This is a genomic window from Flaviflexus massiliensis, from assembly GCF_001375495.1.
GTDB classification, from domain to species: Bacteria; Actinomycetota; Actinomycetes; order Actinomycetales; family Actinomycetaceae; genus Flaviflexus; species Flaviflexus massiliensis.
Window position 1 is genome coordinate 314,731 of the sequence record NZ_LN831057.1, and the last position, 17,215, is coordinate 331,945.

Sequence of the window (17,215 nt, forward strand, 5' to 3'; positions counted from 1 at the left end):
TCATGGGCTCTACCCTGGCCGAAAAGGTTTGGAAGTCGCATATCGTCGCGCGCGGCGAAGACGGAGCTCCGGACCTTCTCTACATTGACCTGCACCTCGTTCACGAGGTCACCAGCCCCCAGGCTTTCGAGGGACTGCGACTGGCCGGCCGTGAGGTGCGTCGTCCCGATCTGACGATCGCGACCGAGGACCACAACGTTCCCACCCTCAATATTGACCTGCCGATTGCCGATAAGATTTCGGCCAAGCAGATCGACACGTTGCGCAAGAATGCCAAGGATTTCGGTGTGCGCCTGCATTCGCTCGGCGATTCCGAGCAGGGCATCGTGCACGTTGTTGGCCCCCAGCTGGGCATTACCCAGCCCGGTATGACCATCGTCTGCGGTGACTCTCACACCTCGACGCACGGCGCCTTCGGTGCGCTTGCCATGGGCATCGGCACCTCGGAGGTTGAGCATGTGCTCGCCACCCAGACCCTGCCCCTGCAGCCTTTCAAGACCATGGCGATCAACGTCAATGGCAAACTGCGCCCTGGCACTACGTCCAAGGACATCATCCTCGCGATCATCGCCAAGATCGGCACCGGTGGCGGTGCCGGTTACGTCCTCGAATACCGCGGTGAAGCCATCGAGGCGCTCTCGATGGAAGCCCGCATGACCATCTGCAACATGTCGATCGAAGCCGGCGCTCGCGCCGGCATGATCGCACCGGACGAGACCACGTTCGAGTACATCAAGGGCCGTCCGCACGCTCCCGAAGGTGAAGACTGGGACCGCGCAGTTGAGTACTGGAAGTCCCTGCGCACGGATGACGATGCTGAATTCGATGCCGTTGTCGAGCTGAACGCAGATGACCTCGAACCCTTCGTCACCTGGGGTACCAACCCCGGTCAGGGCCTGCCGATCTCGGCATCGGTTCCCGACCCGGAAGACTTCGCCGACGAGACCGAACGCAACGCTGCTGAGCGGGCACTGGAATACATGGATCTGAAGCCGGGCACCAAGCTCAAGGACATCCGTGTCGACACGGTCTTCATAGGCTCGTGCACCAATGGCCGCATCGAGGACCTCCGCAACATCGCGAACGTCATCAAGGGACAGCGGAAGGACCCCAACGTTCGAGTCATGGTCGTTCCCGGATCCGCCCGTGTCCGCCTCCAGGCGGAAGCCGAAGGTCTCGACAAGATCTTCACCGAGTTCGGTGCAGAATGGCGTAATGCTGGATGCTCCATGTGCCTCGGCATGAACCCGGACCAGCTGGCACCGGGTGAGCGTGCCGCCTCCACCTCGAACCGTAACTTTGAGGGACGCCAGGGCAAGGGTGGACGCACCCACCTGGTTTCTCCGCTCGTCGCCGCAGCAACCGCGATCCGCGGCACCATCTCGACCCCCGCCGATCTGTAAGGAGCACCCATGGAAAAGTTCAGTACCCACACCGGCATTGGCGTGCCCCTGCGTCGCTCCAACGTCGACACAGACCAGATCATCCCAGCCGTTTACCTCAAGCGCGTGACCCGCACCGGTTTCGAAGATGCTCTCTTCGCTGCTTGGCGCAACGACCCGGAATTCGTGCTCAACCAGGACGAGTACAAGAACGGTTCCGTCCTCATTGCGGGCGCGGACTTTGGAACGGGTTCCTCCCGTGAACACGCGGTATGGGCGCTCAAGGACTACGGCTTCCGCGCCGTTCTCGCACCTCGGTTCGCCGACATCTTCCGCGGTAACTCCGCCAAGCAGGGTCTCGTCGCCGGCATTATCACCCAGGATGACTGCGAACAGCTCTGGAAGATCCTCGAAACCGAACCCGGCACTGAAGTAACCGTGGATCTTGTCGAGCGGACCGTCACCGCGGGTAGCTTCACCACGACCTTCGAGATCGAGGATTACACGCGCTGGAGGCTCATGGAAGGCCTTGATGACATCGGTCTGACGCTCCGTCAGGAGGAGAAGATCACCGAGTTTGAAAAGACCCGTCCCTCCTTTAAGCCGGCCACGCTCCCGATCAAGGCGCTTCCCGTAGAAGAAGTTGTCTCGGCACGTCCTGTCGATGGGGAGGCACCGCTCACCTAATGTGAGCTCATGGTAGAACTACGAGTTGTGACAGTCGCCGATGTACCGGAGTTGACTGAGCTTCTTGTGCTGAGCAGAGAGTTCCTCGCGCCGTATGAACCACGGCGCGAGGACTCGTATTATGACCGTGCTTTCCAATTGAAGCTTGTGACGGCGAAACTTGCTGATCATGAGCAGGGCTCCGAAGTGCCGTTCGTCATCGTCGACAACGGCAAGATCGTGGGTCAGCTCGTCATTGATCGAATCGAATTCGGTCCCTTCCGCTCGTGCGACATCGGATACTGGGTGGCGGAAAGGTCCTGCGGCAAAGGCATAGCAACTGAAGCTGTTTCCCAAGCCCTCGACTATGTGCGTGATGAGCTTGGGCTCACCCGCGTCACCGCAGCGACCCTGCCCGACAACATTCCGTCGATCAAGGTCCTGGAAAACAACGGGTTTGAAACGATAGGGCTCGCACGTAGCTTCATGGAGATCGCGGGGGAGCGGCGCGACCACGTGCTCTTTGAATTCGTGCATTCGACGACCCAAAGCTGATCACCACACATTTCCCACATTGGTAAGCCCCTGGTGGTCGGTCGTAACGTTGCTAAAGAAGGTGACGAAATATGGCGGATCCTTGCAACAGGAATAACATCCGATATTAGTTCAAATAATATTGCGCAAATAATTGGAATTAATTGAGTTAAAGGCTTAGTCTCAAGTCGTGAGTGAAAAATTGGCAGTTGAGCCGCGGAAGTCGATTTGGCGCAATGGCAACTACACGTGGTGGCTCGCAGGCGATACGACGGGTGCGATTGGTCGCGGATTCTCCCTCTTCATCGTCAGCTTCGTCGCCTACGACCTGTCGGGATCGGAGGCCATCGCCGGCTCGATCAATACCGTGATTCTTCTTGTCATTCTGTTCTTCTCCGTACCCGGGGGAGTGATCACGGACAGGTCCGACCGTCGCACGCTGGTCTACCTCTATTCGGGTGTCGGCGCGGTGATTAGCCTGTTCCTATTTGCCCTCGTGCTCATGGGGAAGCTCAACATGGGAGTCTTCATCGCCTTCATGTGCATCCTCGGGGTCGCGGTTGGCTTCTTTGGCGAGGCGAGCAACGCTTCCCTGCGATCGATCGTTCAAGGGGTTGACTACGTTCATGCCCAGGCCGCAAACCAGGGCCGCGATGCTGCCGTTCAGCTCGCAACACGTCCTCTTGCCGGATTGTTTTATGGGATTGCCGCCTGGCTGCCCTATCTCCTGTCGGGCATCATGTTCGCCCTCCAAGGCCTCTTCTTCACGAGAATCAAGAAGTCCCTCAAGGCATCAGACGAGACTGCGGCATCGGATGCAAGATCCAGTGATACCGAGACCTCTCTGTGTGATGAAAATAGTGGCGACCAGGAACTTGATATCGATTCCCTTGATCCTGAATCACCGGTTGGCTTCGAAGGGGAGCCGGCGATGGATGGTGAGCACCTCTTCGTTGGGATGGGGCACGTCGAGGCCGAGAAGCAGAATGCTTCTCGGCCTCGCAGAGGCTGGCTTTCCTCGATGAAGGACGAATTTGTGGAAGGGCTGCGCTACCTTGTTGGGAGACCAACTCTGCTCACACTCGGAATTATCGTCACCATTATCAACCTGGGAACAGCGGGTATTGCGGCCGCCATCACCCTCTCCCTGATCGGGCGCGGCTACGCTGCAATCGAAGTGGGCTACGTGGGTGTTGCCGTTGGGGTTGCCGTCATCATCTCCTCGATATTTGCCGGAAAGATTGCGGCAACTCATCCCACCGGAATTATTACCATTATTGGTCTGGGATGGTGCGCGGTCTCCAATGTGCCAATGATCTTCTCCGATTCTTACGTCATGATGCTCGTGTGTTCGTTCCTGTTTGGTCTTGGCATGCCGATCATCAATGCGGCACTCATTGCCTATATCTTCGGGCGCACACCGGAGGGCCTGCAGGGCAGGGTGGGCACGGTTGTGAATCTGGCAGCGTCGGGCCTGGCGGCCCTTGCTCCGCTCATCGCCGGTGTGCTTGTTGAACAGGTGGACTTTAGGGCCACATGCGCGGTCTTTGTCGCGGTGTGTGCGATCAGCTTTGCAATTGCGCTCTTCTCCGCGCGCATCAGAAACATTCCGGTACCGAGCCATTGGGAACAATATGAGTGAAATGAATCGCCTGCGGGCAGTGTCGCATCCGCTCCGGTTACGCATCCTGTTTGCGTTAGATGCGCAAGGGGAGGCGCGCACCTCGGATCTGGCGAGCGAACTGGGTGTGGCCCCCAACAAGGTGTCCTATCATCTCTCCCTCATGGAAAAGGCAGGACTGCTCGAGAAGCGTGCCGGTGAGGATGCTCGAGAAACCTGGTGGAGCGTCATTGAAGAGAAGATGAGCATGGAGGCGGAAGGGGATGGGCAGCTGCGGGCCGAAGATGGTCGGACCTCGACCCTCGCGGCACTCGAGTACCTGCGCAGTCTCGTGCCGGGCCTCGTCCCCGCCCCTGATGGGTCCGGCCCCCGCCAGGCGGTCATGCTAACTAACGCCTACCTGACGGACGAGCAGATGACCAAGATAACCGGCGACATGGTGGCCTTGATCGAGCGTGCCAGGTCACTGTCGCAGCAGAATCGTGAGGAAGGTAATGGCCGTCTTTACGCGCTTGGGGCACAGCTCCTACCGGCACGCGCCGAGCTTGGATAAGCTCAACCAAGACTCTCCTGCCAGTATCCTTGTGGGAGACCACTTGAGGAGGAAACGTGACTTCAGTTCTTGAAGTACGTGGCGGGAAGCCACTAAAGGGCGAGATTTTTGTTCGCGGAGCAAAGAACCTGGTGCCAAAAGCCATGGTTGCCGCGTTGCTGGCAGAAGAAACCTCGACCCTGAGAAACGTTCCGGCGATCCGGGACGTGGAAGTCGTTTCCGAGCTTTTGAAGATGCACGGTGTGGACGTCGATTACAGCCAGGAAGAGGGCGAACTGAAGATCACGCCCGGCTCCCCGGAACTGCCGGACCCGGTCCAGGTCGATGCGCTTGCCGGCTCCTCACGTATCCCCATTCTCTTCTGCGGGCCGCTCCTGCACCGCCTCGGTGAAGCGTTCGTACCCGACCTGGGTGGCTGCCACATCGGTGACCGCCCCGTCGACTTCCACCTGAAGGTCCTGGAAGACTTCGGTGCCGTCCGCACCTCGACCCCGTACGGTATGCACATCACCGCGCCCCGCGGACTCAAGGGACGTCCCGTACGGTTGCCCTACCCGTCCGTAGGCGCCACTGAGCAGACCCTGCTGACGGCCGTCATGGCCCGAGGCATCACCGAGCTCTCGAACGCAGCCATGGAACCGGAGATCCTCGACCTCATTGCCGTCCTGCAGAAGATGGGTGCCATCATCTCGGTCGAAATGGACCGCACGATCCGCATCGAGGGCGTCGATAAGCTTCACGCCTACAACCACACGGCCATGCCCGATCGCATTGAGGCCGGCTCTTGGGCCTCCGCGGCACTCGCGACGAAGGGCGATATTTTCGTCAAGGGTGCCGAGCAGAAGGACATGACCACCTACCTCAACCACTACCGCAAGATCGGTGGCGCGTTCGATGTGCGCGATGATGGTATTCGCTTCTGGCATCCCGGCGGTGAACTCACCGCGGCCGTTCTTGAAACCGATGTGCACCCGGGTCTCATGACCGACTGGCAACAGCCACTCGTTGTTGCCCTCACGCAGGCCACCGGACTTTCGATTGTTCACGAAACCGTGTACGATAACCGTTTTGGGTTCACTGACGCTCTGCGTGGCATGGGTGCGAACATCCAGGTGTACCGTGAATGTCTCGGTGGGCTTTCCTGCCGTTTTGGGCGACAGAACTTCTACCACTCCGCAGTCATCCAGGGCCCGGTCAAGCTCAAGGCCGCCGACATTGACGTGCCGGATCTGCGCGGCGGATTCTCGCACCTCATTGCTGCCCTTGCGGCCGAGGGGACGAGCCACGTGTCCGGGATTGAGCTCATCAACCGCGGCTATGAGCACTTCATGACGAAGCTGGAGAAGCTCGGCGCGGATGTGACACTGTCATGACATTCGTCCCGCTCAAGGAGCGGACACCGGAGCGGGACATCCCCTCCCTCATGAGGGCAGTTTCCTGGCCCGTTATCACCCTGACTCGGTCGATCCAGAACTTGGTGGTGACGGGCCGGCACAATATTCCGACCACCCCGGCGATCTACGTTGCCAACCATACGAGTCACCTTGATGGTTTCATCGTGGCCGTCGCCCTCTACGAGGCCGGTGTTGCACCCCGGTTCATGGCCAAGAAGGAACTCTTTACCGGGCCGCTGGGGTCGATTATGAGGGGACTGGGACAGGTCCAGATCGACCGCGATACTCCCGGTGGGGCAGTGGAGCAGATGGCGGCGGAACTCGATCGGGGACACTCGATCATCATCTTCCCCGAAGGCACGTTCACGCACGATCGTGCGGGATGGCCGATGCGAGCAAAGACGGGAATCTCCCGCCTCAACGAAATCCGCCCCAACGTTCCCATCATTCCCGTCTCCCACTGGGGAAATGAGAGAATCGTGCACCAGTGGACCGGCAGGATCAGCTGGGGCAGGATCCTCAACCGGTCAGAAGAGGTTCTCCTCCATTTCGGCCCCGCGCTCACCATGCAGGGCGAAACTCACCAGGAACGAGCCAACTCGGTCATGACGATCATCGCCCAGGATGTTGCTCGTCTGAGGAAGCTCCTCGGCAGGCCCATGGGTGAACCGCCCGAGGAGCGCTATGTCCCCGGCACACTCAATCACGTCAAACGCAAGGAAATGCTGGCCGAAAAGAAGCGGAAACGGAAGCTGTCTTTCCCTTGGAAGCGCGGGAAGTAGCCCAATAGTGAGGATTCCCAGCTCCGCATTCGCGGAGCTGGGAATCTTTGGTTTCACTTGGTGAATGATTAATTCACGAGTTACTTCTCGATATCGACAACGATGCGGGTCGGGTCGTCGAAGACCTGCACCCTGTAGGGGCGCTTCTCGTCGGTTCCGATGAAGATCGTGTGCATGCCCTCAAACGGACCATCCACGTGGACGTCCTGGATGATGCTGGACTGGTCGAGTCCGGAGATCGGGAATTCTTCCTCAGTCATCTCATCTTCTGTGGGGTAGCGGACTCCCGATACCCAAATCGTAAGGAATTCAGTTCCTTCCATGTCCACTTCGAAGCCGGAACCATCTTGGATGGGGGCTTCTTCGTAGTTCGCTGCCCAGTTCAGTTCACCTTCTGTTCCGTCGTACTCAATGACGACACGGTCAAAGTTCTCGTGGCCACCCACGCGCCCTTCGGTTGCGTGAAACTCGCCGAGGAGGTTCGGGAACGATTCTGACTGCGTCTCCTCGAGACCGAATGCTGGAATCTCGGTTCCTTCGTCGCCGGTTTCATCCGTGCCGGTACTGGTGGAGTCTTGGTCCGGATCTTCAGTCACGGTGAGTTCCTCCGTGGTCGGATCCTCGCTCGAGCTCGGGTTGCCGGTTTCTGTTGGCTCTTCAACAGAAGTGCCTGCGGAGCCTTCCTCCGTGGCGCTCGGAGAGACGGTTGGCTCGCTATCTGTACTGCTCGAACAGCCCACGAGGGCGGCCGAGAGCACTACTGCCATCATTAGTCTTCTCATGAGGACAAATGTAGACCCACTACTGCACCTCCGTCCAAGGTAAAACGCAACTGTTACTGTACTGCAACGCGCCCGTAACGAGTTCGCAATTGCACCACTACGAACTTGCCATTGTGGGCAAAAATAAGAACTCTAGGTTCAATCAGATGTCATGTGAGAGCTGAGTGCAGGTTGATTACTGCTTTAGGTCTTTGGTGAGACTTCCCTTGGCCACGTCACACCGTGGCAAGGGAAGGAACATGCCCCCTGTGCCTCGCTTCGTGAGGAAGGGCAGCGGGCGGTGTTCTGGACTGTTGGGTATCTAGCTTTCCTGGACCGCGGTCTTAAGCGCCTGGTCGAGGTCCTCCCACAGGTCCTCGATGTCTTCGATGCCGCAGGAGAGCCGGAGCAGGTCGACGGGAACGGTTTCAGCTTCGTCCTCAAAACGACGCCTCCGTTCGAGCGTTGACTCCACTCCACCAAGGGATGTCGCGGGCAGCCACAGATTAGTTGCCTCAACGAGCCGGTCGGCCGCTTCCTGGCCTCCCTTCGGGCGCAACGTCAATACACCGCATCCCTTCGGTGCTCGTTCCCGGTTGGGATGATTGGGCAGGGACGGGTGGGCAACTGCCTCGACGAGGGGATGAGTGGACAGCCTTGCTGCAAGCTCGGCAGCGTTCTGGGTGATTCGCTCAAATCGTAGCGACAAGGTTCTCATGCCGCGCAGAGCAAGCCAGGTCTCCATAGGGCCCGCGATAGAGCCGGTGTGGGTGCGGTAGTTCCACATCCGGGTGTGAAGCTCCTCGGAGTTCGTGACAACCGCGCCGAGAACGACATCGGAATGCCCGGCGAGGTACTTCGTGGCCGAGTGTACGACGATGTCTGCACCGAGGGCGAGGGGCTGCTGACCGAGGGGAGTGGCGAATGTGTTGTCGACAATGACGAGGACGCCGAGCTCGTGGGCTGCCTTGGCAACTGTTTCAATGTCCGCAAGTTCAAGCATTGGGTTCGTTGGTGACTCCAGGAGAACAGCCTTCGCGCCCGGCAGTGCAGCCAGGGTCTCATCGGTGTTGGCGATGTCGACGGTCACGACCTCACCGCCCTCCCGCTCCGCCATCTCCTGCGCCACGATCAGGGAGGCGTGGTAGGAGTGGCGGGGTGCAACGATCTTGCCGGGAGGTGCACAGTGCAGGGCTGTGGTGATGGCGGCCATGCCCGATGCGTGCACGAGAGCGGGAAAAGCCGCCCCTTCGAGCGTGGCCAGGGTCTGCTCGAAGGGATTCCAGGTTTCCGTATCCCAGCGAGCATAGATGTTGCCCGGGCCGGTTCCTGCGTTGCGGTAGGTGGAGGACAGGACAATGGGCGGGTTGACCGGGTTGCCTTGGATTCGTTCGGGCCGACCAGATTGGGCAAGAATTGTTGCTGGGTTCGTCATGAAATAGACCCTAACTTGATAGGCTCGAGCGGTGAAGAATGGTTCCAGAATTCGAGTCGCGTTAATCTACGGTGGCCGCTCCGGTGAGCACTCCGTGTCGTGCATGACCGCCGCCTCCGTTATGGCGGCGATCGATACTAATCGGTATGAGCTTATTCCCATCGGGATCCGTCAAGATGGCACCTGGGTGGCGGGCACAACCGATACCGAGGTGCTCGGTACGGGAACCGCGACCGTGGGTCCCGGTGAACCCATCACCATGCCCTACGGCACGGGACTGATCCAGCGCGGGAATGAAACCCTTGAGGTTGATGTGGTGTTCCCGCTCCTGCACGGACCGTTCGGAGAGGACGGAACAGTCCAGGGGCTGCTGGAGATGGCGGGACTGAAGTACGTGGGTTCCGGTGTCTTTGCTTCCGCGGCTGTCATGGACAAGCACTACACGAAGATCGTCCTCAAGGAAGCCGGCCTTCCGGTCGGACCCTGGGTGCTGGTGACAGAAAACGGCTGGGCAACGCGCCGCGATGAACTCGTTGAGCAGATCAAGGAACTGGCTTTCCCTCTCTTCGTGAAGCCCTCACGTGCCGGATCCTCTCTCGGCATCTCCCGCATCGAATCCCTCGATGAGCTCGATGAAGCAATAAAGGTTGCTCAGGAACATGACCCGAAGGTCATTGTTGAGCAGGGAATTACCGGCCGCGAGATTGAATGCGCGGTCCTGGGCGGGCATGGCACAGAAGGCTCGCGGGCCTCCCTGCCGGGTGAGATCGTGCTCGACAATCCTGACTCCGGCTTCTACGACTACGAATCGAAGTACGTTGATACGGACGGCCTCATCTTGCAAATCCCCGCCGCGATGCCCGACACCGACCGGGAACGCATGAGGGACATGGCACTGCGGGCCTTCGAAGCAATCGATGGCGAAGGCATGGCCCGGGTTGACTTCTTCTACGATAACGGCGATCTCGTTATTAACGAGATCAACACGATCCCTGGCTTCACCCCGTACTCGATGTACCCACTCATGTGGCAAAAGACTGGACTCACCTACAGCGAACTGATTGATGAACTCATCGAGCTCGCGCTCGAGCGACGCGTGGGACTTCGCTAACAGAGATGCTTAACTGTGAGTGTGACGTGAGGTGGCTGCCCCGACTATGACGGGCAGTCACCTCTCTTTCTATGTGTCCTCTATGTGTCGAACTCTCTGTCGAAGGCTGGGGCTGTGAGGTTCCAGCCTTCGGAGATTCCCGCGCTGGATTGAACTTCAGGAGATGCGGGCGGTCAGAGACTTCTTGATATTTGACTGACCACCTACATGTGTAGCGAGACTGAAGGTCTCGTTCCTAGTCTTCCGTGCCGGTCCCGGGCGTGGCGGATGTTTCGTCCTCAACAATATTGTCGTCCTCGTCAACGAGGGGAGCATCGGTGAGCCCCACGCATTCCCGCTCCACGGTTGCTTGAGAAAGGGCGGGAGTGAATTGGGACAGCAGATCTGTCACCGTGCCACTACCAACAGCCTCGGTCGATAGGACGACCTCGACGGTGGGAACCCTGCCGTAGGACAGGAACGTCCAGGTCCCATCCCCACCATTGTCTGGAATGCGGGGATCGCTCGCATCGAGGCTCAGCCAATCCACACCATCAACGGTGATGCAGCGGTCGGTTGACGGGGTAGGGGGTTCGAGTCCGCACCGGAACGAGCCACCCTCACCCCACGCCGTGGTGGCCTGCGCTGAGCTCTTCGTGCGAGGAAAACTAGAAAGGTCCTCGGGTGTTGCCATGAGCATCGTTGCGCACGTCGGGTCCGAGGCATACGGGGTAGCTTCGAGCCCCACCGTCGTGGAACAGCCCGCAAGGGCGGTGGCGGATGCGAGGAGACCAAAAACGAGGCGAGACTTCACCCCTCCACTCTATCCTCCACCCGGTGAGTGAACACGGAGCGGGCCGTGAGAGAATATCCGCATGAGTGAAGACGAGCTCCTGGACCTCATCGGACGCCACCTGCCACCATCCACCGCCCCCGTTCCGACGGGGGATGATTGTGCGGTGCTGGCACCAACCGGTCAGGTCGCGGTCTCAACCGATATTCTTGTCGAGAGCATTCACTTCCGTACCGATTGGTCGAGCGGTGCTGATGTGGGGTGGCGGTGCGTCATGCAGAACGTGGCCGACGCCGCTGCCATGCGAGCCCGCCCCATGACCCTCGTGGTCGCCATGACCATTCCAGAGCACGTGAGCCCAGACTGGGTGGAAGACTTCTCCATCGGACTGCGAGAAGCCTGCGACCATGTTTCCGCACTCACGGGGCCGATGGCGGTTGATGGTGGGGACATGTCGAGAGGCCCCATCATTGTTGCCTCGGGAACGGTTCTGGGAGACATGGAGGGACGCAAGCCCGTGCTGCGTAGCGGTGCCCGCCCAGGAGACCTCGTCATCCACACCGGTAACCTTGGCGCCTCCGCGCGGGGCCTCGAACTGCTGGAAGCTGGGCACGTCGGGCCAGAGACGGAACTCTTCCGCAGGCCAGTTCCGCCTGTGGATCGGGCGCTCGCGGTTGAAGCGAGGGCGATGATGGACGTGTCGGACGGTCTCATCCGAGACAGCCGGAGAATCCTCGCGAAGTCAGCGGTCGCTATCGATCTTGATTCGGCGGCTATTCAAAGCGCCATGAGTCCGGGAGCCACCCTGCACCAGGCACTCATGGGAGGGGAGGACCACGGTTTCCTCGCCACCGTGGAACCGGGTTACGTACCGGAATCCTGGACTGTCATCGGCACCGTCAACGAAGGAAGCGGCGTCACGGTCGATGGGGAACCCGTAAGCGAACTGGGCGGCTGGGACCACTTCACTCAATGAGCTGGGACCACTTCACTCGGCAAAGCAAAGGAATGGGAGTATCTGCCGGATCCCTTTAGGCATCGCTTGACGAGCGAACAAACCTTCCGCGATATGGATGTCGCTGAGTCCGAGGTCGAAGCCGGATAGAGGGGCGAAGCTGGACAGGTCAGGGAATGACCTAGGTGCCCGGGTGTAGCCGCGAGGTGCATCGTGTGAGAAGCGTGCTCCGCACATTGTCCCGGAGACGACGGAACCCCCACCGGGGTGGGGGTTCTCGAGCTTACGGCTTTATCGCGTGTTGCGGACGATGCGGTCTGACTTAATGCAGTTCGTGCATACGTTCAGACGCTTCGGTGCTCCATCGACGAGGGCGCGCACACGCTGAATGTTTGGGTTCCACCGGCGGTTGGTCCGCACGTGGGAGTGCGAGACGCTCTTGCCGAAGCCCGGGCCTTTGCCGCAGACGTCACATACTGAGGCCACGGTTCTCTCCTGATCTTCTCGCTGACAAGACGCCAGCGGCGTCTCCTGACATGCACACACGGTGGTATGCAACCTGTTCATATTAACCGAGCTAGCCGAAAAGTGCCAAGATCTGCGTCCCCCTTCGGACGTGGTATCGCACACTATTCACGCGAATTGGTGCTCGACCACAGGCCGCGGGTATGTCCCGAACTTGGTGGACGCTACCGCTAGTCTATTACGGGGAGGGAACATGAAAGCTGTAGCGTCCGATGGTTTGACACTCATGGAGACCGGTCTTTACCGGATCCTAGGTGCACGGACAGCCAAAGCCCTCGACAAGCTCGGGCTCGAAACCGTGCGTGATCTCCTCGAGCATGCGCCGCGACGCTACGTCCACCGGGGCGAACTCGTTCCCTTATCGCATGCTGTCGAAGGGGAAAACGTGACGGTGGTGGCGCGGGTTCTGGACACGAGTGTGCGGCCCATGAACGCGCGCAGGGGGTTCCTCCTCAAGGTCGTGATCTCGGACGGTATGTACGACATGTCGCTCACCTTCTTTGCAAGCTCGTCCCGCCCCCTTGCTTTCCACCAGTCCAAACTCCAAAAAGGTACGCTTGCGACCTTCTCCGGCACCGTCTCCTCCTACCGCGGAGCCCTTCAGCTCACCCACCCCGAATATCAGGTGCTCGAGGACGAGGAGGATGTCGACGAAGAGGATATTGCTCGCCCGCTACCGCTCTACCCGGCCGGGGTGAAAGTCCCAACGTGGACCATCGAGAAGGCGGTGGGTGCTGTCCTTGATCAGCTCACACCTCAGGATGTGAAAGAGACCCTGCCGGAGGACTATCGCAAACGCTACGAACTGCTCGGGTCCTACGAGGCACTACTTGCCCTGCACCGCCCGAAAACGGATGCTGACTGGCAGCAGGCGCACACGCGTATGAAACACGAGGAAGCACTCGTCCTGCAGACTGTTCTCGCCCAGCGTGCCCACGAAACCACAGCGGTGGATTCCGAACCGCGGCCACGACTCAATGATGGGATCGCGGCAGAGTTTGATTCCCGGCTTCCTTTCGAGCTCACGGAGGGACAGAAAAAGGTGGGCCAGGAGATCGAAAAGGATCTCTCGTCCCGGCGGCCTATGAACAGGCTCTTGCAGGGCGATGTGGGTTCCGGTAAAACCATCGTTGCGCTCCGTGCAATGCTTCAAGTGGTCGACGGCGGGGGACAGGCCGCCCTCCTCGCCCCCACGGAAGTGCTCGCCGAACAGCACTACAGGTCGATTCTGTCCATGCTCGGAGACCTCGCGCAGGGCGGTATGTTCGGCGGATCCACGATCGGTACCCGGGTGGATCTCCTGACGGGATCGCTCGGAGCCCAAGCAAAAAGGAACGTCCTCGGCAGGCTTGCCGGGGGAGAGACCGGAATCATTGTCGGCACCCACGCGCTCCTGTCTGACAGCGTGCAGATTCCCTTCCTGTCCCTCGCCGTTGTGGATGAGCAGCACCGGTTCGGTGTGGATCAGCGAGATGCTCTGCGGACAAGCCCCGGTGTCAACCTGCTTGTCATGACCGCAACCCCGATTCCCCGCACCATGGCTATGACCGTTTTCGGGGACCTCGACGTGTCCGAACTGACCGAACTACCCGGTGGCAGGCAGGAAGTCTCCACCACGATCGTGCCGGCATCTAAAACCACCTGGGTTAACCGAGTGTGGGAACGTGTTGGTGAAGAAGTGCGGGCCGGGGGCCGAGCATTTGTCATCTGTCCACGCATCACCCCCACCGAGAATCCAACACTTCTTGAGGACAGTGAAGCCGAGTCGCGGCCGCCTCTTGCGTCCGTGGATGAAATTATTGAACAGCTCCAGGCCAACAGCGACCTAGCCGGACTGGTGATCGGGCGGTTGACGGGGCAGATGAGTTCCGAGGAGAAGACAGCCGCAATGGCTGCCTTCCAGTCCGGTGAGATACCGATCTTGGTCGCCACCACGGTTGTCGAGGTGGGCGTTGACGTTCCCGATGCCACCGCCATGGTCATCCTCGACGCGGACCGGTTTGGGCTGTCCCAGCTCCACCAGCTGCGTGGCCGTATCGGGCGCGGAAGGAAGCCCGGGATCTGCCTGGCACTATCGTGGGCGCCCCCGGGTACCTTGGCTTCCGACAGGCTTGATGCGTTCGCGAGCACGCGAGACGGCTTCGTGCTGGCAGAAAAGGACCTCGAGCTACGCCGAGAAGGCGATGTGCTCGGAACGAGCCAGTCAGGCTCGCGCTCCCACCTGAAATTCCTCAGCATGAGAAAAGATGGGAAAATCATTGGATCAGCGCGAGCTGATGCGATCGCCTACATTGAAACCGACCACACATTGAAACAGTGGCCCGGACTGCAGGACGCCGTCACCACGGCACGCACGCTCACGGAAACAGACTATTTGGGGAGGAACTGATGCCCCGCATCGTATCCGGCACCGCCAAGGGCATGACCATCAAAGTCCCGAAATCGGCTCGCCCCACCCCGGACATGGTGCGCGAAGCGATCTTCTCCCGCCTCCTCCACCGCGGCTACCTCGATGGCACCGACATCCTCGACCTCTATGCAGGATCGGGAGCCTTCGGCCTGGAAGCACTCTCCCGGGGAGCCGCACGAGTGATCGCCGTCGAAGCAAGCAGGGAAGCGGTCAACACCATCACCGCAAACGCGAAAAAGACCGGGCTCTCGCTCCAGGTCGTTCACGGTAAGGTCGACACCTTCCTCACCACCACAACGCTCATCTACGACCTCATCTTCCTCGACCCGCCCTACGACATGGACAACGAGGCTCTCGCAAGCGCACTCGAAAAGTCCGTTCCGCACCTCGAATACGACGGGCTCCTCATGGTGGAACGTGACAAGCACTCCGGGGAACCCCACTGGCCCGACGGAATCGTGCTCGATGAGCAACGCACATGGGGCGACACTGTTATCTGGTCTGCACTCCACGCCGACTATCAACGTAGTCTTAACTCATGAGTATCGCCGTATGCCCAGGATCGTTTGATCCGATCACGCTCGGACACGTCGACGTTGTTCGTCGCGCCCTCACTATTTTTGACGAAGTCATCGTCGGGGTCGCCCAAAACCCCGGGAAGAACTACCGGTTTGCTCCCGAGGAGAGGCTGGCGCTCGCGGAATCCGCGATTGCTGACCTGCCGGGGGCGAGGGTCATGCCCGTGCACGGACTGTTGGCCGACTTCGTCCAAGATACGGGTGCCTCCGCAATCGTCAAAGGCCTGCGCGGTGCGGCAGATTTTGATGCGGAGCAGGCTATGGCGCTCATGAACCGACACCTCTCCGGTGTTGAGACCGTGTTTATCATGGGTGATCCGCGCCTCGCCCATGTGGCCTCGTCACTCGTCAAGGACGTGGCGCGCCACGGCGGTTACATTGATGATCTTGTTCCAACGGAAGTTGCGGCAGCCCTGACACGAAAGGACTCAGATGTCTGAACACGAATACGATACTGACAATCAGATGGCAGGCGATTCGCTCATCGCAGTCCTTGACGAGTTGCGGCAAATCGTCGAAACGGCCCGCGGGGTACCGATGTCGGCCTCCGCCATGATCAACCGCTCCGAAGTGCTTGACCTGCTCGACACGGCACGGGACATCGTGCCCGACCAGATCGAGGCAGCGGACCGGATCATTGCAGAAGCATCCGAGGTGAAGACGGATGCGCAGAGGCGTGCCAGGACTATTCTGGAGCGTGCCCACGAGGATGCTGAACGAGCCATTAGCGAAGGCCGCCGCAAGGCAGCCGACCTCGTTGCCGAGCACGCCATCACGGCCGAGGCAGAGGCGAGGGCCGCGAAGATCATTGAGGACGCCAATACCTCGGCCGGGAAGCTTCGTGCCGGAGCCGATCGCTACTCGGACGATTCTCTCGCCCATCTGCAAAACGAACTAGACTCCCTCCTCGCGAAGGTCCATGCCGGCCGCCAGGAGCTCAGCCGCAGGCAGTCCCAGCCGGCAAGTGTCGAAAACGGACTTGACGAGGGGCAGACACCGCGGAGCGAACAGCTTGCCGAGCCGGCCGTTGATGCGAATGGGCAGGATTCTGTCCAGGCACCCCAGCGTCCCACGATCCGGGAAATCCGCGTCTCACCTATTGACGAAGAAGAGTTCGAGGAGCCCTTCGAGCCGGGACGCTAGGGCAGTCCGCCAGTGAGCAGTATTTTCGCTACCGAATAAATGCCTTGAAACCAACCCTGGTTGCGTGTTGACTAAAGGGTAGGAAGTAATGTTTGTCAGCAACGAAAGGAAACACAATGTCTGACTCCGTAGGTTCAGCACTTCAGTCCGTCCTCGTCGACCTCATCGATATTTCCCTCCAGGGCAAGCAGGCCCACTGGAACATTCAGGGACCGCGATTCCGTTCGCTCCACCTGCAACTGGACGAAATCGTTTCTTTCGCCCGCACCGCATCCGATGATGTTGCCGAGCGACTCTCCGCCATCAACGTTGCTCCCGACGGCCGCGCCGCCAACGTCGCCGCCACATCCTCTATCGGAGACATCTCCGGAACCTGGATCAAGGTGTCCGACGCGTACGAGATCATCGAGTCGAAGCTCCAGACCGCGTCCGATAACATCAAGAAGAACCTTGAAACAGTGGACGAGGCCGACCCGCTTTCGGGTGACCTCCTCATCGGGATCGCCACCGAGCTGGAGAAGCAGGCATGGATGCTCCGCGCAGCATCCGTCGCAGAATAATTTCCTTCATTTTTACTGGGCCCCGTGCGTTCG

The 17,215-nt window shown here is 59.8% G+C and carries 18 protein-coding genes; 14 read left to right on the top strand and 4 right to left on the bottom strand.

The annotated features are described in order from the left end of the window. Window positions 1-2 precede the first annotated feature (2 nt). The 7 genes from leuC to BN1241_RS03015 all read left to right on the top strand — a co-directional run bounded on the left by leuC (window position 3) and on the right by BN1241_RS03015 (window position 6,932). Window positions 3-1,403: a 3-isopropylmalate dehydratase large subunit gene (gene leuC, locus BN1241_RS02985; RefSeq protein ID WP_054952220.1), complete on the top strand. Its 1,401-nt coding sequence runs from the start codon at window positions 3-5 to the stop codon at window positions 1,401-1,403. A 9-nt stretch (window positions 1,404-1,412) separates the two neighbouring features. Further along, window positions 1,413-2,069, top strand: a complete 657-nt coding sequence (leuD, locus tag BN1241_RS02990) for a 3-isopropylmalate dehydratase small subunit (RefSeq protein ID WP_054952221.1) — start codon at window positions 1,413-1,415, stop codon at window positions 2,067-2,069. A 9-nt stretch (window positions 2,070-2,078) separates the two neighbouring features. Then, complete coding sequence (locus tag BN1241_RS02995) at window positions 2,079-2,603, top strand: GNAT family N-acetyltransferase (protein ID WP_077138245.1); 525 nt, start codon at window positions 2,079-2,081, stop codon at window positions 2,601-2,603. Between the two features lie 169 nt (window positions 2,604-2,772). Next, window positions 2,773-4,224, top strand: a complete 1,452-nt coding sequence (locus BN1241_RS03000; protein ID WP_054952223.1) for an MFS transporter — start codon at window positions 2,773-2,775, stop codon at window positions 4,222-4,224. After that, window positions 4,217-4,756: an ArsR/SmtB family transcription factor gene (locus BN1241_RS03005; RefSeq protein WP_082418177.1), complete on the top strand. Its 540-nt coding sequence runs from the start codon at window positions 4,217-4,219 to the stop codon at window positions 4,754-4,756. The genes BN1241_RS03000 and BN1241_RS03005 overlap by 8 nt, the downstream gene beginning before the upstream one ends. Before the next feature lie 56 nt (window positions 4,757-4,812). Then, complete coding sequence (murA, locus tag BN1241_RS03010) at window positions 4,813-6,129, top strand: UDP-N-acetylglucosamine 1-carboxyvinyltransferase (protein WP_054952225.1); 1,317 nt, start codon at window positions 4,813-4,815, stop codon at window positions 6,127-6,129. Continuing rightward, a complete protein-coding gene (locus tag BN1241_RS03015) occupies window positions 6,126-6,932 on the top strand; it encodes a lysophospholipid acyltransferase family protein (protein WP_054952226.1) in 807 nt (268 codons plus the stop codon). Before murA ends, BN1241_RS03015 begins: the two co-directional genes overlap by 4 nt. Window positions 6,933-7,012: 80 nt before the next feature. Here BN1241_RS03015 and BN1241_RS03020 read toward each other — a convergent pair whose 3' ends face one another. Next, complete coding sequence (locus BN1241_RS03020) at window positions 7,013-7,714, bottom strand: AMIN-like domain-containing (lipo)protein (RefSeq protein WP_147599238.1); 702 nt, start codon at window positions 7,712-7,714, stop codon at window positions 7,013-7,015. Window positions 7,715-8,015: 301 nt separating this feature from the next. Further along, window positions 8,016-9,128: a trans-sulfuration enzyme family protein gene (locus BN1241_RS03025; protein WP_054952228.1), complete on the bottom strand. Its 1,113-nt coding sequence runs from the start codon at window positions 9,126-9,128 to the stop codon at window positions 8,016-8,018. Window positions 9,129-9,159: 31 nt separating this feature from the next. Between BN1241_RS03025 and BN1241_RS03030 the strand changes: the two genes are divergently transcribed. Next, window positions 9,160-10,239, top strand: a complete 1,080-nt coding sequence (locus BN1241_RS03030; RefSeq protein ID WP_054952229.1) for a D-alanine--D-alanine ligase family protein — start codon at window positions 9,160-9,162, stop codon at window positions 10,237-10,239. Between the two features lie 235 nt (window positions 10,240-10,474). Here the strand turns inward: BN1241_RS03030 and BN1241_RS03035 are convergent, their stop codons facing one another. Further along, window positions 10,475-11,032: a DUF3515 family protein gene (locus BN1241_RS03035; RefSeq protein WP_054952230.1), complete on the bottom strand. Its 558-nt coding sequence runs from the start codon at window positions 11,030-11,032 to the stop codon at window positions 10,475-10,477. A gap of 61 nt (window positions 11,033-11,093) precedes the next feature. Here BN1241_RS03035 and thiL point away from each other — a divergent pair, with 61 nt between their 5' ends. Beyond that, window positions 11,094-11,987 carry a thiamine-phosphate kinase gene (gene thiL, locus BN1241_RS03040; RefSeq protein WP_054952231.1) on the top strand — a complete coding sequence of 298 codons (894 nt, stop codon included), beginning with the start codon at window positions 11,094-11,096 and terminating at the stop codon, window positions 11,985-11,987. Between the two features lie 270 nt (window positions 11,988-12,257). Here the strand turns inward: thiL and rpmB are convergent, their stop codons facing one another. Continuing rightward, window positions 12,258-12,452: a 50S ribosomal protein L28 gene (rpmB, locus tag BN1241_RS12190; RefSeq protein WP_077138246.1), complete on the bottom strand. Its 195-nt coding sequence runs from the start codon at window positions 12,450-12,452 to the stop codon at window positions 12,258-12,260. Between the two features lie 232 nt (window positions 12,453-12,684). On the opposite strand from rpmB, the gene BN1241_RS03045 reads away from it, so the two are divergent. From BN1241_RS03045 to BN1241_RS03065, 5 genes are all read left to right on the top strand, one after another. Beyond that, window positions 12,685-14,880 (top strand): ATP-dependent DNA helicase RecG, encoded by a 2,196-nt coding sequence (locus BN1241_RS03045; protein WP_054952232.1) that lies wholly within the window; start codon window positions 12,685-12,687, stop codon window positions 14,878-14,880. Beyond that, window positions 14,880-15,443 carry a 16S rRNA (guanine(966)-N(2))-methyltransferase RsmD gene (gene rsmD / locus BN1241_RS03050; protein ID WP_054952233.1) on the top strand — a complete coding sequence of 188 codons (564 nt, stop codon included), beginning with the start codon at window positions 14,880-14,882 and terminating at the stop codon, window positions 15,441-15,443. The genes BN1241_RS03045 and rsmD overlap by 1 nt, the downstream gene beginning before the upstream one ends. Next, window positions 15,440-15,919 carry a pantetheine-phosphate adenylyltransferase gene (coaD, locus tag BN1241_RS03055; RefSeq protein WP_054952234.1) on the top strand — a complete coding sequence of 160 codons (480 nt, stop codon included), beginning with the start codon at window positions 15,440-15,442 and terminating at the stop codon, window positions 15,917-15,919. The genes rsmD and coaD overlap by 4 nt, the downstream gene beginning before the upstream one ends. After that, the gene (locus BN1241_RS03060) at window positions 15,912-16,622 is read left to right on the top strand and encodes a hypothetical protein (protein ID WP_054952235.1); all 711 of its coding nucleotides are present in this window, start codon (window positions 15,912-15,914) and stop codon (window positions 16,620-16,622) included. Before coaD ends, BN1241_RS03060 begins: the two co-directional genes overlap by 8 nt. Before the next feature lie 116 nt (window positions 16,623-16,738). Beyond that, window positions 16,739-17,182 (top strand): Dps family protein, encoded by a 444-nt coding sequence (locus BN1241_RS03065; protein ID WP_054952236.1) that lies wholly within the window; start codon window positions 16,739-16,741, stop codon window positions 17,180-17,182. The last annotated feature ends 33 nt before the right edge of the window (window positions 17,183-17,215 follow it).